Here is a 21,317-nt window from a genome sequence, read left to right as displayed (position 1 = left end):
GTAAACCAGGGCCATGCGTTTTTCGCGCTTGCGTCTATCAGGGTTTAAATCATTTGTAGACCCAACCGAGCTTCATATAGAAAACGGCCTCACAGGTGTGGTGGGGCCGAACGGTTGCGGCAAATCCAATCTTCTTGAAGCTATTCGCTGGGTTATGGGGGAAAATCGTGCCAAGTCGCTGCGCGGCGCAGGCATGGATGATGTTATTTTTGCTGGTACTGATCGCAGGCCGGCTCGTAATATGGCGGAAGTTACACTTGTTATTGATAATTTTGAACGTACCGCCCCCGCAGAATATAATAATGAAGATACTATTGAAATAACTCGCCGAATTGAGCGGGAATCCGGCTCTGCCTACCGTATTAACGGTAAAGATGTACGGCAAAAAGATGTGCAGCTTTTGTTCGCAGATGCCGCAACTGGCGCACATTCGCCAGCGCTAGTAAGTCAAGGCCGAATTGGTAGCCTGATTAATGCCAAACCGCAGGATAGGCGACAGATATTGGAGGAGGCTGCAGGTATATCTGGCCTCCATACCCGCAGAAAAGAAGCTGAAAGCCGCCTCAAAAGCGCAGAGGGTAATCTTGTTAGAGTACAAGACGTTGTGCAGGCTATGGAAAGCCAGATATCAGGCCTGAAGCGTCAGGCAAACCAAGCTGTACGGTACCGATCTATTTCTGGTGAAATCAGGCAGGCAGAGGCAAGCTTGCTGTTCATTAAATGGAAACTCGCTTCAGAAGAGGTTATCCGGGTTGAACAAGGCCTGAGAGCGGCAGAATCTGAAGTTGCAACCATCACTAAAAAGGTTGCCGAAATTTCAACAGCACAGGCTGTAACAGCGGCTATGTTACCGCCGTTGAGGGAGGCGGATGCAGAAGCCGCTGCTAAACTACAGCGACTATCTATTGAAAAAGAAAACCTTGAACTTGAGTCTGAGCGACGCAAACAGGCTGCGCTTTCCCTGCGTGCTATGCTGGAGCAGGTTACATCAGATAAGGTGCGTGAGCAGGAAATTATTGCAGATTCACAGTCTGCTCTAGACCGCCTGAATACGGAAAAAGCCCGTCTTGAAGCAGCGCGTGACGCAGAAAAAGAGGCGGAGATAGCTGCACGAGAAGCACTGGAAACTGCCGCGAAAGAAGCAAGCGGGGCGGAATCCGAGTTTGATACTTTAAGCGAACAAGCCGCACAGGCTCGGGCGCGGAGGTCAAGTTTGGAGAGCGATAAGCTTGCTGTGGCGCGGCGCAAAGATCAGCTAGTATCAGAACAGGCTCGGCAGGCAAATGAACTTACAGCCATGTCGGCACAAGATGAAATTGTCGCGGCCTTGAAAATGGCAGAAAAAGCGGTGCTGGATGCAGAGGCGGCCCTAGCAAGGTCTGACGAAGCACTTGTTGTATCAGAGGCTGCCACAGCGCAAGCCCGTACAGCACGGAATACTGTTGATGCCTCTCGTGCTGAAATGGAAGGGCAGGTTAAAGCCCTGTCTGGTGAAATTTCGAGCCTTGTAAAAATGCTGGTTCTTGAAAATGATGATGATAGCCCTGTTGCCAGTGAATTAAAAGCAAAGCCGGGGTATGAAACAGCAGCAGGTATTGCCTTTGGCAGCGAAGCGGAAGCCGGTAAAAACCCTGATGCTAGCAGGTTTTGGCAAAAGCTTGAGGCGTTGGCAGCCCCAAGCTGGCCCAAGGGGGTTGAACCACTATCTCTGTACGTAACCGTGCCAGCAGTTCTCGCCCGGAAATTGGCATACACTGGCATTGTAAGTGGTGCTACCACACCCAATACCTCAGGCCTAAAGCCCGGGCAATCAGTGGTGGATAGGGAAGGTAAGTTATGGCGCTGGGATGGTTATGTTGTAAAAGCCGGTGCACCAACGCAGGCAGCCCTGCGACTGCAGCAGCAAAACCGGCTGGAAAGTCTGCAAACCCAGTTGCAAAGCCTTGAAGAGAAATACGCAGAGGCTGTTAAAACGGCTGAAATAGCCTTTGAGGCTCACGAAAAAGCTCGCGCAGTGGAGCAAAGTCAGCGGGCAATGCGCCAGCACGCCGAGAAAGAACTGGCTGATAAGCGCCGGGTACTTGTAAACGCTGAGCAGGAAGCCAGTAAGCGGGACAGCAAGGTTACTATGATTAAGGAATCAATGGGCCGTTTGCAAACCGAAGAAAAAGAAACGGACGCCAGGCTTGCTGACATTAATAAAAAAATTGCCGACTTACCGCAAAATGAAAAGCTTGAAAAAGAGCTATCTGAAGTACGGACTAAAGTTGAGAAACTACGACACGACTTAAGCGCGGCACGCGGTGTTTATGATGGTCTGCGCCGTGAAGCACAAGTTCGCAGTGACAGGCTTTCTGCTATTAAAACAGAAAGTGGTGCCTGGTCGCTTAGGGTATCAAGTGCAACAAAGCAGATTAAGTCGCTTGATGACCGTGCGGCATCAGCGGAAAAACAGCTTGCAGCAGCAGAAGCAAGCCCTGATGAAATGGAAAAGCGTAAACAGCAGCTTTTGAACCATTTGGCTGAGGCGGAAAAGGCGCGCCAGCAGACCAGTGATGCCCTTGTATCATCAGAGGCTGTGCTTGCAGAAAAAGACAAAGCCCTGAAAGACATTCAGGAAAGCCTGTCTACTGTAAAAGAAAGGCAAATCAGGGCCGACGCCGCGCTGGAGACAGCCGTGAGCCGCCGTAAAGATATTGCTGATCATATTGCTGAGCGCTTTGAGTGTGCACCAACCCGGCTTTTGGAAAAGGTTGAACTCGCGGCGAGCGATAGTTTGCCAGATGTTACGGTTCTTGAAATAAAGCTTGAGAAACTGAAGCGCGAACGAGACAGACTAGGTGCTGTTAACCTGCGGGCTGATGAAGAACTGGCTGAGATCAGCGAGCAGATGGACCATTTGGTGCGCGAAAGAACAGACCTTGAAGCCGCCATTGCCCGCCTTCGGCAGGCAATCGGGAGCCTCAATAAAGAAGGTCGTCAACGTCTTTTGACTGCATTTGAAGTGGTAAATAACCATTTTGGCGAACTGTTTAAAAGCTTGTTTGGAGGCGGTGAAGCCCACCTTGAGCTGACAGAATCAGATGATCCGCTGGATGCAGGACTGGAGATTTTTGCAAGTCCGCCTGGTAAACGCTTGCAGGCGCTGTCTTTGTTGTCCGGTGGAGAACAGGCCCTGACAGCCCTTTCCTTGATTTTTGCTGTGTTTATTACGAATCCGGCACCTATCTGTGTACTTGATGAAGTTGATGCCCCGCTTGACGATGCAAATGTTGAGCGATTCTGTAACCTTCTGGATGATATGATCAAGCGCACAAATACACGTTTTTTGATAGTATCACACAATGCTGTATCTATGTCGCGGATGCAGCGGCTGTTTGGGGTGACGATGTCAGAACGCGGAATCTCTACCCTTGTTTCTGTTGACTTGGAGCAGGCAGAAGAATTTCGAGATGTGAGTTAATTGCTATTTTCGATATTTCGGTTATATTACAAGTGGTTAGTATATTTTTATTGCACCTTGACAGGGCGGAGGGGCTTCACTATGTTGCAACCGCCTTTGGCAGCACCTTGATTTAGGTCAGGTGCCCCGGTAGAAACGCAGACGAAAAGGCGGTTTGTTATGGGTGATAGAGAAAAAGACCCGAAGCAAGCTTCTTTCGAAGAGCGGTTAAGCCGAGCCCGCAAGGAAGTGCCCGAAGAATGGCAGGAGGAACCTCCTGTTTCACCTCTAGGTGCAGCCTTGAAGATGAGTGCGGAACTGGTTGTTGGTAGCGGCGTTGGAGCCTTTATCGGGTACTGGTTTGACACATGGTTCGACACAAAACCGCTTTTTTTAATCGTCTTATTGATACTTGGGTTTGCAAGTGGTGTGCGGAATGTGATACGGGATGCGCGTCGTATGCAGGATGCTGACGAAGAAGCTAATTGAATTTGACCGCTTTTCCTTTACCGGAAGGGCATAAAGTAAAGAGATCGTAGCCGTGGCCCATAGTCCGATTGAACAGTTTAATGTAAAACCGTACGCAGAGATTGAGATCGCTGGGATCGATGTTTCCTTTACTAACAGTTCACTTGTTATGGTTCTGGTGGTTAGTGCTCTTTCTCTGTTCCTGGTTGGCGGTGCGAGCAAGCGAAGCCTTGTGCCGGGTCGTTGGCAGGTAATGGTAGAGTTAACCTACAGTTTTATTGCAGGCATGATCCGCGATAACGTGGGTAAAGACGGTAAGAAATATTTCCCGTTTATCTTTAGCCTGTTTGTTTTTGTTCTGGGGCTAAACCTTGCTGGTATGCTGCCATACAGCTTTACAGTGACCAGTCATATTGCTGTTAACTTTGCGATGGCGATTTTTATTTTTATCGGTGTAACAATCATCGGCTTCATCAAAAATGGTGCAGGCTATTTGAAACTGTTTGCACCGTCTGGTGTGCCTTTCTGGCTCTTGCCACTTATTGTGGCGATTGAAGTCATTTCTTATTGCACCCGTCCTATCAGTCTTTCTGTGCGTTTGTTTGCCAATATGCTTGCAGGCCACATTATGATGAAAGTTTTTGCCGGTTTCATTATCAGTCTAGCGGCTGCTGGTGTGGTTGGCATGGTGGGCGCGGTTGTCCCGTTTGCTGTGAATGTACTCTTAACAGGCCTTGAAATTTTGGTGGCGTGCCTGCAAGCGTATGTATTCACAATTCTGACCTGTATTTATTTGAATGATGCAATGCATCCTTCACACTAAAACAGGCAAACATTTTTCAACGTATTACCTTATATAGTAGAGAAGGAATTCAATATGGAACTCGAAGCTGCAAAAATGATTGGTGCTGGTATTGCGACACTTGCACTTGCTGGTATTGGTATTGGTCTTGGTAACATCTTCGGTAGCTACCTTTCTGGTGCACTGCGTAACCCATCTGCTGCCCCTAAGCAGTTCACGAACCTGCTGATCGGCTTCGCACTGACAGAAGCAACAGGCCTGTTCGCACTGGTTATCGCATTCCTGATCCTGTTCGCATAAGAACAGAAAATAGCAGGTACGGTGCGGCTTTTCCGCACCGCTTACCAAATGCCCAGATGATAATCATGTGGCATGGTTCTGCTCAGGCATGAACTGAAATTGAAACTCAAGCCATAGAGGCATGTGATGGCAGACGCCCATACAGAAGTAGTTGAACAACCAGCAGGTTTGCCGCAGCTCAATGTTATTGCTGATGGTACATTTACCAACCAGCTTGCTTGGCTGGTGCTAACATTTCTGGTGTTGTTTCTTGTTGTTTCCAGAATGGTTTTACCTCGCATTTCAAAAGTGATGGGGGAACGCGAGGAAAAAGTCGCAACCGACCTTGATACGGCGGAACGCCTAAGAAATGAAGCTGAAGAAATAAGAGTGGCTTACGAAGCCTCTGTGACAGATGCCCGCGCTAAGGCACAGCAAGTTATTGTTGCTACGAAAGAAACCATTCAGGCTGATATTGCCAAAGCGCAAGCTGCGCTGGATAAGAAGCTTGGTACAAAAGCCGATAAGGCTGAAAAAGCAATTGCAAAGGCTCGTGAAGAAGCTCTTTTGAGCATTGATTCTGTCGCGACAGAGGTTGCAACGCAAGTGATTGCCAAGCTCGGTGGTATTGAACCAAAAGACAAAGCTGTAAACGATGCTGTGAAAGCAGCTCTTGATACAGTCAAGGGAGCATAAGATGGCATCGGGTGAAATGTTCTATGCAGATCCTACATTTTGGGTTGGCTGTTCGTTTGTAGTGTTTGTTGGTGGCGTGGTTTGGCTGAAAGCGCATAAGTCAATTGCAGCGCTGTTGGATGCTAAATCAGAAGAAATCCGTAAACAGATCGAAGAAGCAAAGTCTCTCAGAGATGAAGCTGAAACGCTTTTGCATGATTATCAACGCAAACAGCGTGATGCTGAAAGCGATGCTGCCGAAATTTTAGCGCAAGCTGAAAGTGACGCAAAAATCATGATAGAAGCCGCGAAAACTGATCTGGCTTTGATGATAGACCGCCGAGAAAAATCTGCAGCAAATAAAATCAAACAAGCTGAAGCCGCTGCTGTCAAAGAAGTTAAAGCTGTTGCCACCGAAGTAGCAATTAAAGCTGCAACAAGTGTTCTTGCTGAAAGCCTTAAAGGCAAAAATGGTAAAACACTCGTTGATGCTGCTATCTCTGAAGTTGAGCAAAAGCTTCATTAGAAATTTGTTCTGAGTAACGTGTTCTGAGTACCCAAACGCCCTGCATAACTGTGGGGCGTTTTATTTTTATACCTGTTCATTTTTCTGTGTATTTTCATATATCCGCCGCTATTCTGCCGAGCACACTATAAATAGTTTTAAGGAACCAAAGACAGATGGATAAAGCCAAAGCTGGCATGTTGATGCGCTGGGCAAGCCGCGCGGCTATAACTGTGTCTTTTACCTTGGTGCTCACCAAGGCAGTTGCATGGTGGCTTTCAGATTCTGTTGCCATGTTTGGCTCGCTTACAGATTCGTTTCTGGATCTTGCGGCATCGCTTGTTACATTGTTTGCTATTAAAACGGCGCTTACACCTGCTGATGAGGAGCACCGTTTTGGCCACGGTAAGGCTGAAGCTTTGGCAGGTTTGTTTCAGGCGGCTGTTATGTCAGGTTCTGCCGTTTTTATTGCCCTTGAAGCCATTGGCCAGATTACTGATCCGCAAGAGGCCAGGGCAAGCAACCTTGTTATAGCTGTATCAGGGCTTGCGATTGTACTGTCGCTCATTCTTGTCGTTTTTCAAGCCTATGTAGTGAAGAAAACAGGCTCGCTTGCTATAGCGGGTGATAATTTACACTATAAGGGTGATCTATTGCTCAATTTGGGTGTTATGGCATCGGCTTATGCTGTCTCTATGGGGGTGTCCAGTGTTGATGGCATTGCCGGGTTGATGATAGCCGCTTATATTGTTTACGGCGCATACGATATTGTAAAGCCCGCGCTGGATATGCTGATGGACAAGGAACTGTCAGACCGTGACAGGGAAACTATTTTTAACCTTGCCCATGAAAGCCCCGGTGTGCGAGGCCTGAACCAGCTAAAAACCAGACAGGCTGGGCGTGATTGTTTTATCCAAATGAATATTGAAGTTGATGGCAACCTTAGTGTTAACGAGGGCCATATGATTGCAACGGAAATTGAAGCGACCTTAAGCGAAGAATTTCCAGACGCTGATATTGTTATTCACATTGAACCGTCATCTGAGCGCTCTGTTGAACAAACATTTGAGGAATTACCAAAACTGGAGGAATGAGTGTGCTAGTTTTATACGGCATTAAGAACTGTGATACTGTAAAAAAAGCGAGAAGCTGGCTTGATACGGCCGGTATCAACTATCGTTTTCATGATTTCAGGAAAGATGTGTTTGATGCAGCGCTTATTAGCCGTCTTGAAGAGGCGCTTGGGTATGAAGCTTTGTTGAATACACGAGGCACAACGTGGCGCAAGCTGCCTGATAGCGATAAAACCGACATCACAAGAGAGAAAGCCAACTCTTTAATGTTGGAGCATGATGCGCTTATTAAGCGCCCTGTGTGGGAAAAGGCGGGTGATTACCGGCTTGGTTTTGCGCCAAAAGATCAAGATGACATCAAGGCTTGGGCACAGGCATAAACCTTTCTTAAAGTGATGGAAAATGCAGGAAATCCCCCTTTATCAAATTGATGCGTTCACGGATGTTGCTTTTCAAGGTAACCCGGCTGCCATATGCCCGTTAACAGAATTTTTGCCAGATGAAAGCCTTCAAACAATTGCGGCAGAGAACAATCTGGCAGAAACGGCCTATTATACACCTCTGGACGGCATAGAGGCTGACTATCATTTGCGCTGGTTTACGCCAGAAACAGAAGTGAAGCTTTGTGGCCATGCAACGCTTGCTGCAGCGTATGTTATTTTCCGGCATTTTCGGCACGATATGTCTAAGCTGAGGTTCTTAACACTTTCAGGCATTTTAACCGTTGAAAAGAAAAATGGAAAATTGGAGCTATGTTTTCCGGAACTAAGAGCTGCCCCTATTACTCTTCCTGTAGGTTTAGCTGCTGCTATGGGGGCTGAGCCACAAGAGGTTTACAAAGGCGATGATGGGGACAGGGATTTGCTGCTTATATACGACAGCCCTGAAGTTATTCTTGGGCTAGAGCCTGACCTTTTTGCCCTAAAGGCATTTGCACCGTACGGCTTTATCGCTACAGCTAAAGGCCTTGGTAATGTTGATTTTGTTTCGCGGTGCTTTTTCCCTAACCACGGCATTAACGAAGACCCTGTTACAGGGTCTGCGCACTGTATGTCTGGGCCGTTTTGGGCAAAAAGGTTAGCCAAGCAAGAACTGTATGCCCGGCAAATTTCAAAGCGCGGAGGGGATTTGTGGTTAAGAGTACCCGGCGATGGTAAGGTCTATATAGCGGGTCAGGCTATTGAAGTTTTAAGAGGTACCTTCTTCCTGCATTGATTTTGTAGGTTTAAATAGCAAACTATGGACGGCTTTCTTGCCTATTCTCTAAAAAGCCCTACCATCTCTCTGTAAAGAATCTATAGGGAGATGTGAGATGTCTGGTGTTCATGATTTTAGCTGCGCCCGCTTAAATGGAAAAGACGAGAGTTTGGAGGCTTACAAAGGCAAGGTCCTGCTTATTGTTAATACGGCCTCTAAGTGTGGTTTTACACCGCAATTTGAAGGCTTGGAAAAGCTGTTCAAAGACCTGAAAGATAAAGGCCTCGTTATTCTTGGGTTTCCCTGCAATCAGTTTGGTAAGCAGGACCCTGGATCAAACGATGAAATAGGCGAGTTTTGCCAGATTAATTACGGCGTATCGTTCCCAATGTTTTCCAAGATTGACGTGAATGGCCCAGAGGCAGACCCGCTTTATAAATACTTGAAGGCTGTAAAGCCGGGGATTTTGGGTACAGAGAAAATTAAATGGAATTTTACCAAGTTTCTAATCGGGAAGGACGGTGAAGTGGTTCGCCGGTATGCCCCTCTTGATAAACCGGAGAGTATACGTAAGGACATAGAAGCTTTGCTTTAAACACCAGTTTAAATTTTTATGAGGGTATGAATTTAATAAAATTAAGTGCTTTCATGGACTTATGACTTTTTGTGCGAGATTGTTATAGAGGGAAAACGACGTGATTACCTCGCATGACTGTTATTGCATTTAAAAGAAGGCGTAAGCGCTTAATAAATAAGGTCGAAATGACATGGCCACTGGCCTTCATTTTCGTCGTTATTTTTATGGTCTATGCAACAACGACAACAGCTGACATTGAGCTGGTGGGGGCTGAGGTTAGGCATGTTTATGATGGTGATACAATAACTGTAAAAATGCACGATACATATACGGTGGAACGTGTTCGTCTGCTTGATATTGATACAGCAGAATTGGGAAGCGCTAAATGTGTAAGAGAAAGAGCGCTCGCATTAAAACAACGCGATACCTTAAAAAGCCTTTTAACAACAAATGTGTCTCTGGCGATTGAAGGAAGGGACAGGTATGGTCGGTTGCTTGCTGTTGTTTATAATGAGCATCATGAAAATGTAAATGCAACTATGCTGCGCACGGGATATGCAAGGCCCTATGCCGGCGGAATACGCAGGGGATGGTGCTAGTTCTACCATAGTAGGTTTATTCTTTAGGTGGTTTTATTTCTTCGAGGACGGTCGCTGAGCCACTGAAAAGAGTTTCAGGCAAAGGGCGATCAGACATGTCACCGTGCCAGTACCGTTCAGCCTTGCTGTAGGCAACTGACAGAGGCTCGCTTTCATTCATCATCAGGCGTGCATCTCCTGTGTGAAAACTACCCTCAAGGCGCAGGCGCATAACCCGTGAGCGGCCAATGATTTTTTTCTTCCATATTAATGCGAGTTCAAGGTTTTCTGAAACCCACAAACAGGTTTTCCTTGAAGGGGCTTTGGGGTTTATACGTAGCCGTACCTCTTCCAGAATAAGTTCGCGTGCCAATGTGTTGTAATGGTTGGCTATGGAAAGTGCCTGCTTTGGCAGGTCAGGGCACTTTATCCTGCCATGCTTGATGTCAGCTAAAAACCGAAGGGCAGGTACTGTCATAGGGCCGTCAGGGCCCTTAACTTTATATTCACGGGCTTTTTCATAATACCGAAAAAACGGATTTATCTCTGTGCCAACTGAAAAGCTATCACCCTCTTGCAGTGGCTCGTATGGGATATAGTTTTTACGGTGTACAACGTGAAAATATTCACCAGATTGAATGCTATTGTTCATACGTGTTACTGGCCAAAAAGGAGATAAACGCTAAATATATCGTATATAGGGCATGGCAAAATAATAATAAGCTGTGCACAATGTATCAAGACTGCGTCGATTGGGGGAAAAATGCAAGAAAAGGTTCTTTTGTGAAAAAGCTTGGTAATATTGATCGTCGGGAATTTTTATCTGGTGTGGCGGCGGCGTCTGTTTTGGTTGCAACCCCTGGAATTACAACTGGCCTGCTTGCAGACCCTGTTTCCAAGTGGGTGTATCCACCTGCAAAAACCGGCCTTCGTGGCACCCATGAAGGCAGTTTTGAAGCGGCGCATCAGGTTGCATGGGCTGGCGAGCAGTTTGAACGCCCACAAGAGATTACCGATAAGCCATATGATATGGTTATTGTTGGGGCTGGCATAAGCGGTTTAAGTGCTGCGGTTATGGCGCAGGAAAAGCTTGGTAGCAAAGCGAGAATTCTACTGCTTGATAACCATGATGATTTTGGTGGGCATGCCAAGCGCAACGAATTCACTGTTGATGGCAAAAAGCTTATTGGCTACGGCGGTAGCCAGTCAATTGATACTCCTTCACATTATAGCCCGGTCGCTGCCAGTTTTTTGAAGAAACTTACAATCGATGTTGAGAAGTTTTATCGCTACTATGACCGGTCTTATTATTCACGCCGCCATTTAGGCGATGCTTTGTACCTGAATGCTAAAACATATGGTGTCGATAGCCTTTATGTGCGCCGGGATAATGGTGGCTATAACGGTTTCTGGAACTGGGATAATACAGAGCAAAAGGCCGAATTAGCGGCTGTAATTCAGGATATGCCCTTATCCAGCACAGACAAAACGGCGCTGACTAAACTATTTATTGACCGTATTGACTGGCTGGCAGAGATGAGCCTTGAGGAGAAAAAAGCTTACCTGCGTAGCCATTCTTTTGAATCTTGCCTCCGCGACAACTTGGGCCTAAGCGATAAGGCACTGCATATACTGCGGGTTCAATCATACGGGCTTTGGGGGCTGGGCTGGGATGCTATATCAGGGCTAGAGGTTTACCGCATGGGTGACCCAGCAACCTTTGGGCTAGGGCTTGATGATGCTCATGTTGAAACGAGCTACGGCGATGATCCTTATATTTTCCATTTTCCTGATGGAAATGCCTCTATCGCGCGCCTTTGTGTTGCAAAGCTTATCCCTGATGCTATAGGCGATGTTGATATGGATTCTGTTGTGCCAGCAACAGTGCACTATGATCGGCTGGACCGAGATTCAAACGCAGTTCGTATTCGGCTTTCGAGTATTGCTGTTGATGCCAGAAACACCGCTGACGGTGTTGAGGTCACCTATGTTAGGGACGGCAAAACGGAAAAGATAGCAGCGCGCTATGGCATTATGGCTTGCTGGAATAACATATTGCCGCACATCATGCCAGAAATGGCTGCTCCTCAGAAAGAGGCACTGAAGTATGCCGAAAAAGTACCGCTCGTTTATACAAATGTTGCCCTTAGGAACTGGCGCGCTTTTGAAAAGGCAGGCGTTTCTTCGTTTTTTGCGCCAGGCAACCTGATTACCAGTGGGTCGCTGGATTTTCCCGTTAGTATGGGGGGGTATTTATTCCCGCATACGTCGGATGAACCAATCGTTATGCACATGCTGCATGTGCCGACACGCAGAGGCCTGCCCTCACGGCAGCAGCACCGTGAGGGGCGGCATGATTTGCTCGCTTTAACATTTGAGGATTACGAGGCGGATATTGTTTCTTTGCTGGATGGCGGCTTTGGCACGCACGGGCTTGATGTTGAACGCGATATTGCGGCTATCACCGTGAACCGCTGGCCGCATGGTTATGCCTATGAATATAATGAGCTTTTTGACCCAATTGGATGGGGGCCAAAACAAGGCCCCCACGTGAAGGGCAGAGAGACAATTGGTAACCTCGCTATCGCAAATGCTGATGCGTCTGCTTATGCTTATGTGAATGGTGCTATTGATGCCGCGGATCGTGCCCTTGCCAGCCTGCTATAATGCCTTAGCTTAGGCTGTGAAAGAGGGAAGGGAAAAGCGATGATTGATTTTGATCAGCCAGAAATGGTGGCGACCAACGGTGTAACTTTACCGGTTTTTCGAGGAGGTCCGGCATTTGATGCCACTGATAAACCTGCCGTCATCTTCCTGCATGGTTTTCCTGAAATTGCTTATAGCTGGCGCCAGCAGATGGAGGCTCTTGCAAGAGAGGGGTATCCGGTTTTAGCACCAAACCAGCGCGGCTATGCTGGTGCTTCTGCTCCAGAAGGAAAAGAAAACTATTCCCTTGCTTGCCTTACCGGAGATATTGCAGGTTTGCTGGACCACTATGGTCTTGAGAAAGCTGTATTTGTGGGGCATGATTGGGGCGCGATTATTTTATGGTCTCTGCCATTTTATATTGGTGAAAGAGTGCTTGGCTGTGCGGGGCTTAATGTGCCGTTGATGAGGCATTATCCATCTGACCCCATTTCACTATTCAGGGAAAAACTTGGCGAAGCCATGTATATTGTACGCTTTCAGGAAGAGGGGCCTTGTGAGGCGCTTTTTGAGCAAGATATAGAGAAAACGTTAAAATTCTTTTTCCGTAAGCCAAAGGCGAGCGCCGCGCATAAGCAGGAGCCGTCTTTCAATGCTAGCAACCTTGATTTGATAAGCCTTTTTGAAGCTGGTGAAGAAGCATGGGGTGGTGAATTGTTGCTGCCTGAATCTGATTTGCAGCGCTATATTGCGGCATTTACAGAAAGTGGATTCACAGGGCCTATTCACTGGTACCGCAATATGGCGGAGAACTGGCGTGCTGAGCAAGCCTTTCTGGTTGACGGTGTACTGCCAAAAGTGCAAAAGCCATGTCTTATGATAACAGCTGATCTTGACAGGGCTTGCCCCGCGCGCTTGGCTGATGGAATGGAAGCGCTTTGTAGCCCTTTTGAGCGGGTTGATCTAAAGGGGTGTGGGCACTGGAGCCAGCAGGAAAAGGCGACAGAGGTAAATACAGCACTTCTAGACTGGCTATTGAGGCATTTTAAGGTTTAGGTATTTTATGGTCACGGCGGCGCTTGAGGGTTTTCTTCTTTCTATCGGGTTGATAATGGCGATTGGGCCGCAAAATGCATATGTTTTGCGCCAAGGGCTACGCCATCAGCATGTGGGCGCTGTTTCCACGACATGTTTTTTGTCAGATGCACTTCTTATTGCGCTTGGTGTCTTGGGGGTGGGGCAGGTTATTGCAGATAATAGCCTCTTGAAAATGGCCCTTGGTTGGGGTGGGGTCGGTTTTTTACTATGGTTTGCCTGTAAAAGTGCGATGAGCGCAATAAAGCCTGAAGCTTTAACGTCTGAGGATATGGAAAAATCTGCAGAAGGCATTAAAGGGAGAGGTGTTTCTGTTGCGGTTATGCATGCTCTCGCATTCACATTTCTAAATCCGTGGGTTTACATAGATACAATGGTGCTGGTGGGCGGCGTGAGTGTCAAATATGCTACTGAGGCCACGAGGCTTATGTTCTTATTAGGTGCGTGCACGGCTTCGGGTGTCTGGTTTTATCTTCTTGGGTACGGTGCAAAAAAAGCAGCACCTATGTTTAAAAAGCCTATAACCTGGCGCATTCTGGATAGTGTAATTACTGTTATTATGTTGCTGGTCGCAGTGATGCTTATTTCTACCCTTATCTCGGGTTAATTTTATGCCAGTTATTATATTTAAAAATATATAAGCATCAATGTGTTGGTCGGACCCTTTGTCACCTTCTTAGCCAACGAAGAATATATAAATTCCTTCAAATCTCCTTTCTTTGTTTTTATGTGTTGAAAATGAGAATGAATCGCATATAACGGTGCGCGTTACTCAATGATGCTATTAAGAGGCATTTTCATTTTAAATTATATAATCATATAAGAACCCAAGAGGAAATTATGTCATCGCAAAAATTACCACGGTCATTGCGCGGGCTACCGCAATGTAGTTCACTGGTTGGAACTGTAGGGCTGGTTTCTGCGGCTCTCGCATCTTCAATTACATATGCCGCTGAGCCTGCACCACATACAGCTGATAAAGCTGACATTGAAGAAATGGTTATTGAGGGCGAAAAAGCAGGCCGTAATCCATATGCAGACCCTGTTGCACCCTATAAAATTGATAGGTCAGCTTCATCGAAGCTTACACAGTCTATTCTGGATGCAGCAAAATCAATTACAGTTATCCCGAAGGAACTGATTGATGATACCGGCACCAACACTTTCCGTGACCTGATGCGGGTGCAGCCGGGCGTAACGCTTGGGACGGGTGAGGGCGGGAATGCCTTTGGTGACCGTGTGTTTATTCGCGGGTTTGATGCCCGTAATGATATTTATATCGACGGTGTTCGCGATCCAGGTGTTACATCGCGGGAAACATTTGCAATTGACCAGATTGAAATTTTCAAAGGGCCAAGTTCTGCCTTTGGTGGTAGGGGCACCACAGGCGGTGCCGTTAGTATGATCTCGAAAGCGCCGCAGGATGAAAACTTTGGCGATGCTGAAATAACGCTTGGCACAGATAATACCCGCCGCGGCACACTTGATGTAAACCGTGTTCTTACAGATAAGCTGTCTGTACGGGTGAATGCCATGTACCATGAAAGTGATGTGGCAGGCCGTGACGAGGTATATTCTGATCGTTGGGGTGCCGCGATTGCAGCAGCCTATAAGGTTACAGATGCTGCAAAAATAACTGTTGATTATTACCATCTTGAAACGGATGCTCTGCCAGATTGGGGTGTTGCTTATGACGTGGCTAATAATGAACCATTTGATGTCGATAGGCATAATTTTTACGGCCTTGTTGAACGTGACTTTCACAAAAATAATGCCAATATTCTGACAGCTCGGCTTGAAGCGGATTTGACTGAATCCTTAAGTCTCAGAAGCGTGGTGCGCTACGGCAGCACTTGGAACGCCTATGTTGTATCAGCCCCTGAGCGCCCCGATGTATCAGACCCAGATCCCGCTAATTGGACCGTTTCAGCGTCCCCTAAAAACAGAAATCAGACGAATAAATATCTATCCAGCCAGACAGACCTGACATGGCGTACTGAGCTTGGCGGCATGAGGCATACTTTTGTAACGGGGGTTGAGTATTCAAATGAGAAGATTGAAAATCACCCTTATGCGTTCCTTGATTCAGAAGACCCAAGCACGGGGGATGTTGTTTCTGTATATACGGTTCTGCAAAACCTTTGGAACCCTGATCCATTTCAGGAATGGGTGTTTGGCCGTGAGGAAAGCGGTGCCTATACCAAATCTGATATTGATACCAAGGCTATTTTCCTGATCGACACTATTGAAATAACTGACAAGGTGCAGGTTTTTGGTGGTATTCGGTATGATGATTATCAGATTGAATATACCAGCGTTGGTGGCCGCAGTGGTGATAGCACATTCAACAGTGACATGGGTTTCTGGAACTGGCATGCGGGTGTTACCTATAAACCAAGAGATAATGGCAATATTTATGTTTCTTTTGGCTCTTCCTCTAACCCGCCGGGCGAACAGGTTGACGGTGGCGGCGCTGCATATGGCGGCATTACGGCAAGTAATGAAGATTTGGCTCCAGAACGTAACAAAAGCTATGAACTGGGCACCAAGTGGGCCTTGTTTGATGAGCATCTGCTGGTAAGCGCTGCTGTTTTCCGGATTGATAAAGTGGATGGCCGTGTAACCTCGGGGGGGCGAGGCGAGCCTGAGGTGACAACGCTGGATGGCAGGCAGCGTGTTGATGGTCTTGAAATTGGTTTTTCAGGTAATGTTTCAGAACGCTTAAGCCTCTTTGGCGGCCTTACGCTACTTGATACTGAAATTTTGGCTTCAAATGTTACGACTGACATAGGCGGCAAGTTGCCAAACGTTGCCGAAACCAGCTTTACGGTCCTTGCTAAATACAAAATGGGCCCCGGCCTTGATGTTGGTGGTTCGGTAAACTATTCCAGTAAAGTATACGGTGGTACTTCATCGGCAGGCACAACTTTTTTGCCATCTTACTGGCGGTTTGATGTGTTCGCGAGCTACCAGCTTACAGAAAAGGTTGGTGTTTCTCTTAATGTGCAAAACCTGACTGATGAAGTGTACTATGACAGCCTGTATAGAAGCAGTGCGCCCTTCACATATATTGCGCCTGGGCGATCTGCACTGATTACACTTGATGTTGATTTTTAAAACGTAGCTTATGCAAAACAGAAGGGTTTCGTTGTGTTTTTCGCAGCGAAACCTCTTTATATTAAAGGTGAAAGCATGTTGATTTGTATCCCTGATATTTTGACATCAGACGAAGTTTTATATTGCAGAAAACTTCTCGAATTTGCTCAGTGGATTGATGGTAAAGTAACTGCTGGTGCGCAGTCTGGGCAAGTTAAGAAAAATGAACAGTTGCCAGAAGAAAGCCCTGAGGCAAAAGAGGCGGGTAATATTATTCTGGATGCGCTGGGCCGCAGTCCTGCATTTATATCCGCGGCATTGCCAAACAAAATATTTCCGCCCCTGTTTAACCGGTATGCTGGAGGCCAGTATTTTGGCTCACACGTTGATAACTCTATCAGGGGTGTTAAGGGCACGGCGGTGCGGATTAGAACAGATTTGTCTGCTACCCTGTTTTTAAATGACCCTGCCACATATGAAGGCGGCGAACTGGTTGTAGAAAGTAACTACGGCGCACAGGAGGTGAAACTAGACGCGGGCAGCTTGGTGTTGTACCCGTCAACGAGCCTGCATCATGTGCAGCCTGTAACAAGTGGTACAAGGTTATGCTCTTTCTTTTGGCTGCAAAGCATGGTCCGCGATGCAGGCCAGCGTGAACACCTGTATGATTTTGACCAGTCTATACAGGAGTTATCCGCTAAAGACGGTGTGGATAGCCCAGTTGCGGTTAAACTTTCGGGGCTTTATCATAATTTAATACGCCGGTGGGCAGAAGTTTAGTCTGTTTTTCCATCCTTGTTATTGTTAAAAAGACGGGGCATACTTTTATCTTATGTTAGAGGGAAGGTATGGATAATAACAGCTTGTTTCAGGGGAAGTGTCTCTGTGGGGCAGTAAGAGTAGAAATTTTTGCTGAGCCACTATGGGTTGGGCATTGTCATTGCCCTAGCTGCAGGAAGGCGACAAGTGCAAGTTATGCTACTTATGCCGGCTTTAAAGTATCATCAGTTTTTTTTAAAGGTGAAAAGCCAAAGGTTTTCGAATCAAGCCCCGGCGTAATCCGGCGCTTTTGTGGCAAATGTGGTAGCCCCGTATCGTTCGAAGGTGAAACATGGCCAGATGAAATCCATTTGCATGTACAATTGCTTGATAATGCATCTGCCTTTACACCTACGGGGCATACCTATGTAAAAACACGTATGCCGTGGGTAAGTATGGATGATGGATTAGAGCAATTTGAAGCGTTTTCTAGCGAAGATAATCAGCCCTGATCAGGCAAGACTGAGTGTATACGCTGTTCTACGCGCTTGAGTATTTCCCGCTTCGTTTCATCATCACTGCTAGACCATACGGCTATTTCGCTGCGCGTGCGTAGGCAGCCAATACAATATGTGCCTTTGATATCTAGCTTACATGTTTTCACACATGGGGATTCTATTGTACCTATCAAGTGTCCATTCCTGTTTTTGCTGCTATTGCTCATATTCAGGAATATTGCATATGTAAAGATCTTAGCCATTTACTGTGGTTATAAGCTTGTGAAGCAACGTATTCTGCGCTAACAGATGCCAACTTTACATTACGAACTTCAGGGACCTGAACCATGGCTTCTTATCAGTATGTTTACCAAATGCAAAAGCTGTCCAAAACCTATCCAGGTGGCAAGCCAGTATTAAACGAAATATCGCTTAATTTTATGCCTAATGCCAAGATTGCTATCATCGGGCAAAACGGTGCAGGTAAATCAACGCTTATGAAGATCATGGCGGGGTATGATAAAGAATTTAGCGGTGAAGCGTGGGCCGCTGAAGGTGTTCGTGTTGGCTATTTGCCGCAGGAACCAAAGCTAAATTCTGAAAAAGATGTTCTTGGTAATGTGATGGAAGGCTTGGCCGCAACGCAGGCTATAGTCGACGAATTTAACGCTGTTGCCATGGCTTACGGCGAAGACCCTGAAAATATGGACCTGTTGAATAAAATGGGTGAACTTCAAGAACAGGTTGATGCTGCGGATGCTTGGGATTTGCAGTCTCAGGCCGAGGTTGCGATGGATGCTCTTTGCTGTCCGCCAAACGATTGGCCCGTTGATAAACTCTCTGGCGGTGAAAAACGCCGCGTTGCGCTTTGTAAACTCCTGCTTGAAAAACCTGAAATTCTACTACTTGACGAACCAACAAACCATTTGGACGCAGAAACTGTTGGCTGGCTTGAGCGCTTCCTGCAGGAATATAAAGGCTGCGTTATTCTGGTAACGCACGATAGATACTTCCTTGATAATGTTGTGGGTTGGGTTCTTGAACTTGACCGTGGCAGAGGCATCCCGTTCGAGGGTAATTATTCTGCATGGCTTGAGATGAAAACCAAGCGCATGGCACAAGAAGAACGCTCTGATAAAGCGCGTCAAAAAGCCATGACAGATGAGCTTGAGTGGATCAGGCAGTCACCAAAAGCTCGCCAAGCAAAATCAAAGGCCCGCATCAAAGCTTATGATGAAATGCTTCAGCAGCAGCAAGACCGTGTGGCTGGCCCAGCACAGATCAAAATTCAGCCGCCAGCCCGTTTGGGTGGCAAGGTTATTGAAGCTGAAGGGCTTACAAAGGCATTTGGCGATAAACTGCTATTCGACAACTTGAGCTTTAGTTTGCCGCCAGGCGGTATTGTTGGTGTTATTGGTGCGAACGGCGCCGGTAAAACAACACTTTTCAAGCTTATAACCGGACAGGAAAAGCCAGATAGTGGTACTATTGATGTAGGTAATACTGTTGAGCTTGGCTATGTGGACCAGAGCCGTGATGCATTAGACCCTAATAAAAACGTTTGGGAAGAAATTTCTGGCGGCCATGATATGTTTTATTTTGGCAAGCACGAGGTCGCAACCCGATCTTATGTAGGTGCTTTTAACTTTAAAGGTGGAGACCAACAGAAAAAGGTTGGACTTTTGTCTGGTGGTGAGCGTAACCGTGTGCATTTGGCAAGAATGCTGAAAGAAGGCGGTAACGTGCTACTTCTTGATGAGCCAACAAACGATTTGGATACAGAAACGTTGTCAGCTCTTGAGGAGGCCCTGGAGAATTTCGCAGGCTGCGCTGTGGTTATTAGCCACGATCGCTTCTTCCTAGACCGGATAGCCACACATATCCTTGCTTTTGAGGGTAATAGCCATGTTGAGTGGTTTGAAGGTAACTTCCAAGCGTATGAAGAAGATAAAAAACGTCGGCTTGGGGCCGATGCTTCACAGCCCCACAGAATTAAATACCGCCGGTTTGAACGGTAAAAAAAACTTTATGGGGGTCATCAGGGCTATATGTGATAAGCCCTATTGGTTAGGCTTACAGATAAAAAAGAGGCGAATTAATGCTTAGAAAAAATCCAAGTGGTCACTATCCAGAGGTTAGTAGCGAAGCTTACATTGATAATACGGCCATTATCTGCGGCAAGGTTATTATTGAGGCGAATGTTTTCATTGGGCCTTACGCGGTTATTCGTGCTGATGAAGTTGATGAAAACGGAGAAATGGAGCCCATCATTATCAAGCGTGACTCTAACGTGCAGGATGGTGTTGTGATCCACTCAAAAGCCGGAGCGCAGGTTATTGTTGGCGAGCGTACATCAATTGCGCACCGCTCTATCATTCACGGCCCTTGTGTAGTTGGTAATGATGTCTTTATCGGTTTTAACTCAGTTCTGTTTAACACGAATGTTGGTGACGGCTGTGTTGTGCGTCATAACTCAGTGATTGATGGCTGTGATTTGCCTGACAAATTCCATGTACCATCTACAATGCACCTTGGACCTGATTTTGATTTGGATACTATCCCCCGTGTAGTACCTGAACTTAAAAGCTTTTCAGAGTCTGTTATTGGCGCCAATCATTATCTGGTGCAAGGCTATAAAAAGCTCAGTAACGAGTTTTAGGTCGGTACTTTAACATGCAAAATCAAGGGGGCTTAAGCCCCCTTTTTTATTATTCCTGTTCGCCAAATTGTTCGTCGGTTTCAAGCTCATCAAAGATATCATCGGCTTCACTATTCGGGGCGTTGCCGTCATAGATCTCGTAGCGGCGGTTTTGCCGGAAAGCCGAACGCATCAGCACATAACCGTCAGGGTCCCGGTATGTATCCTGAATAGTTCTGTTTAGGCGCGATCTCGCATCAAGAGCATCGACCCCGGTTCTGGTCAGGTTCAAGCCCTTTTCGTCCATGTCTGCAATCACCAGTGTTACAGGATCGCCAAAGAACGATGCTGTAAAGCCCGCAAAATCACGGCCGCTTGATGGGCCGACAAAGGGAATGATTAAATACGGACCATCACCCACACCCCAAACAGCAAGTGTTTGGCCAAAATCTTCACTATGATATTTGATGCCCATATCATCGGATACTTTAAATAAACCGCCAATGCCAAGTGTACTGTTAATAACGAAACGAGAGAGTGTTTGACCCGCACGCTTGAATTTTAGCTGCAGAATGTCATTAATAAACACCCAAGGTTCCCGCAGGTTTCTCATGGCGTTGCTCACACCTTGTCTTGGTGTTTCAGGTAAAACAGCTTGGTATATATCAGTGATAGGCTGGTATAGATTTTGATCTATCGCTTTATTGAAAGCATATGTTGCTCGGTTCATAGGCTCTAACGGGTCATTGGCCTGAATATCGGACTGCTGGCGTGTTGATGCGCATGCCCCAAGCAGCAGACATGCTGCCAGTATAAAAGTTTTTGTAATAAATGTGTTTTTCATATAATCCTCAGTCTCTGAGCTGTCGGCTATGACAGGCTATTGCCTGCAATAAGCATAGTTTCTTGTCATAATGCTTTAACATATTAGCGGCTTTTGTCTCATTCGAAAATTCCTGAATGTTATTATTTAAAATAAAACTTTACTTA

General features: G+C 46.5%; 22 protein-coding genes. 19 read left to right on the top strand and 3 right to left on the bottom strand.

Features of this window, described 5'->3' with window-relative positions:
- Nucleotides 1-13 precede the first annotated feature (13 nt).
- The 11 genes from smc (at nt 14) to ICL80_RS13360 (ending at nt 9,617) form a co-directional block, all read left to right on the top strand.
- Nucleotides 14-3,463 (top strand): chromosome segregation protein SMC, encoded by a 3,450-nt coding sequence (gene smc, locus ICL80_RS13410; protein WP_194213070.1) that lies wholly within the window; start codon nt 14-16, stop codon nt 3,461-3,463.
- A 159-nt stretch (nt 3,464-3,622) separates the two neighbouring features.
- Nucleotides 3,623-3,931: an AtpZ/AtpI family protein gene (locus ICL80_RS13405; protein WP_194213061.1), complete on the top strand. Its 309-nt coding sequence runs from the start codon at nt 3,623-3,625 to the stop codon at nt 3,929-3,931.
- Between the two features lie 52 nt (nt 3,932-3,983).
- On the top strand, nt 3,984-4,733 hold the full coding sequence (locus ICL80_RS13400; RefSeq protein WP_194213059.1) for a F0F1 ATP synthase subunit A: 750 nt from the start codon (nt 3,984-3,986) through the stop codon (nt 4,731-4,733).
- Between the two features lie 54 nt (nt 4,734-4,787).
- A complete protein-coding gene (locus ICL80_RS13395; RefSeq protein ID WP_194213057.1) occupies nt 4,788-5,012 on the top strand; it encodes a F0F1 ATP synthase subunit C in 225 nt (74 codons plus the stop codon).
- A gap of 126 nt (nt 5,013-5,138) precedes the next feature.
- Nucleotides 5,139-5,687, top strand: a complete 549-nt coding sequence (locus ICL80_RS13390; RefSeq protein WP_194213055.1) for a F0F1 ATP synthase subunit B family protein — start codon at nt 5,139-5,141, stop codon at nt 5,685-5,687.
- A gap of 1 nt (nt 5,688) precedes the next feature.
- Nucleotides 5,689-6,192 carry a F0F1 ATP synthase subunit B family protein gene (locus ICL80_RS13385; protein WP_194213053.1) on the top strand — a complete coding sequence of 168 codons (504 nt, stop codon included), beginning with the start codon at nt 5,689-5,691 and terminating at the stop codon, nt 6,190-6,192.
- Between the two features lie 155 nt (nt 6,193-6,347).
- Nucleotides 6,348-7,265, top strand: a complete 918-nt coding sequence (locus ICL80_RS13380) for a cation diffusion facilitator family transporter (protein ID WP_194213052.1) — start codon at nt 6,348-6,350, stop codon at nt 7,263-7,265.
- Entirely contained in the window at nt 7,262-7,624 is a 363-nt protein-coding gene (locus ICL80_RS13375; protein WP_194213051.1) for an ArsC family reductase, read from the top strand. The genes ICL80_RS13380 and ICL80_RS13375 overlap by 4 nt, the downstream gene beginning before the upstream one ends.
- 22 nt (nt 7,625-7,646) lie before the next feature.
- Complete coding sequence (locus ICL80_RS13370; RefSeq protein WP_194213050.1) at nt 7,647-8,459, top strand: PhzF family phenazine biosynthesis protein; 813 nt, start codon at nt 7,647-7,649, stop codon at nt 8,457-8,459.
- Between the two features lie 97 nt (nt 8,460-8,556).
- Nucleotides 8,557-9,036 (top strand): glutathione peroxidase, encoded by a 480-nt coding sequence (locus ICL80_RS13365; protein ID WP_194213049.1) that lies wholly within the window; start codon nt 8,557-8,559, stop codon nt 9,034-9,036.
- Between the two features lie 167 nt (nt 9,037-9,203).
- Nucleotides 9,204-9,617 (top strand): thermonuclease family protein, encoded by a 414-nt coding sequence (locus ICL80_RS13360; protein WP_194213048.1) that lies wholly within the window; start codon nt 9,204-9,206, stop codon nt 9,615-9,617.
- A 16-nt stretch (nt 9,618-9,633) separates the two neighbouring features.
- On the opposite strand, the gene ICL80_RS13355 is transcribed toward ICL80_RS13360, so the two are convergent.
- Nucleotides 9,634-10,248 (bottom strand): DUF2441 domain-containing protein, encoded by a 615-nt coding sequence (locus ICL80_RS13355; RefSeq protein WP_194213047.1) that lies wholly within the window; start codon nt 10,246-10,248, stop codon nt 9,634-9,636.
- 131 nt (nt 10,249-10,379) lie between these two features.
- Here ICL80_RS13355 and ICL80_RS13350 point away from each other — a divergent pair, with 131 nt between their 5' ends.
- The 6 genes from ICL80_RS13350 to ICL80_RS13325 all read left to right on the top strand — a co-directional run bounded on the left by ICL80_RS13350 (nt 10,380) and on the right by ICL80_RS13325 (nt 17,704).
- On the top strand, nt 10,380-12,263 hold the full coding sequence (locus tag ICL80_RS13350) for a flavin monoamine oxidase family protein (RefSeq protein WP_194213046.1): 1,884 nt from the start codon (nt 10,380-10,382) through the stop codon (nt 12,261-12,263).
- A gap of 39 nt (nt 12,264-12,302) precedes the next feature.
- Nucleotides 12,303-13,298, top strand: coding sequence for an alpha/beta fold hydrolase (locus ICL80_RS13345; RefSeq protein WP_194213045.1), 996 nt, complete (start codon nt 12,303-12,305; stop codon nt 13,296-13,298).
- A gap of 7 nt (nt 13,299-13,305) precedes the next feature.
- On the top strand, nt 13,306-13,944 hold the full coding sequence (locus tag ICL80_RS13340) for a LysE/ArgO family amino acid transporter (protein ID WP_194213044.1): 639 nt from the start codon (nt 13,306-13,308) through the stop codon (nt 13,942-13,944).
- A 233-nt stretch (nt 13,945-14,177) separates the two neighbouring features.
- Nucleotides 14,178-16,454 carry a TonB-dependent receptor gene (locus tag ICL80_RS13335; RefSeq protein ID WP_194213043.1) on the top strand — a complete coding sequence of 759 codons (2,277 nt, stop codon included), beginning with the start codon at nt 14,178-14,180 and terminating at the stop codon, nt 16,452-16,454.
- Between the two features lie 75 nt (nt 16,455-16,529).
- Nucleotides 16,530-17,213 (top strand): Fe2+-dependent dioxygenase, encoded by a 684-nt coding sequence (locus tag ICL80_RS13330; RefSeq protein WP_194215870.1) that lies wholly within the window; start codon nt 16,530-16,532, stop codon nt 17,211-17,213.
- 68 nt (nt 17,214-17,281) lie between these two features.
- On the top strand, nt 17,282-17,704 hold the full coding sequence (locus ICL80_RS13325) for a GFA family protein (protein ID WP_194213042.1): 423 nt from the start codon (nt 17,282-17,284) through the stop codon (nt 17,702-17,704).
- Here the strand turns inward: ICL80_RS13325 and ICL80_RS18290 are convergent.
- Nucleotides 17,695-17,916, bottom strand: coding sequence for a DUF1289 domain-containing protein (locus ICL80_RS18290; RefSeq protein WP_194213041.1), 222 nt, complete (start codon nt 17,914-17,916; stop codon nt 17,695-17,697). The genes ICL80_RS13325 and ICL80_RS18290 overlap by 10 nt on opposite strands.
- Before the next feature lie 120 nt (nt 17,917-18,036).
- On the opposite strand from ICL80_RS18290, the gene ettA reads away from it, so the two are divergent.
- Together ettA and ICL80_RS13310 are read left to right on the top strand one after the other, a co-directional pair.
- Nucleotides 18,037-19,707, top strand: coding sequence for an energy-dependent translational throttle protein EttA (gene ettA / locus ICL80_RS13315; RefSeq protein ID WP_194213040.1), 1,671 nt, complete (start codon nt 18,037-18,039; stop codon nt 19,705-19,707).
- An 80-nt stretch (nt 19,708-19,787) separates the two neighbouring features.
- Complete coding sequence (locus ICL80_RS13310; protein WP_194213039.1) at nt 19,788-20,348, top strand: DapH/DapD/GlmU-related protein; 561 nt, start codon at nt 19,788-19,790, stop codon at nt 20,346-20,348.
- Nucleotides 20,349-20,397: 49 nt separating this feature from the next.
- Here ICL80_RS13310 and ICL80_RS13305 read toward each other — a convergent pair whose 3' ends face one another.
- Nucleotides 20,398-21,171 carry an MlaA family lipoprotein gene (locus ICL80_RS13305; protein WP_194213038.1) on the bottom strand — a complete coding sequence of 258 codons (774 nt, stop codon included), beginning with the start codon at nt 21,169-21,171 and terminating at the stop codon, nt 20,398-20,400.
- Nucleotides 21,172-21,317: the final 146 nt, after the last annotated feature.

The organism is Kordiimonas pumila (assembly GCF_015240255.1).
Lineage (GTDB): Bacteria > Pseudomonadota > Alphaproteobacteria > Sphingomonadales > Kordiimonadaceae > Kordiimonas > Kordiimonas pumila.
This window is presented reverse-complemented; position numbering and strand designations above follow the sequence as displayed.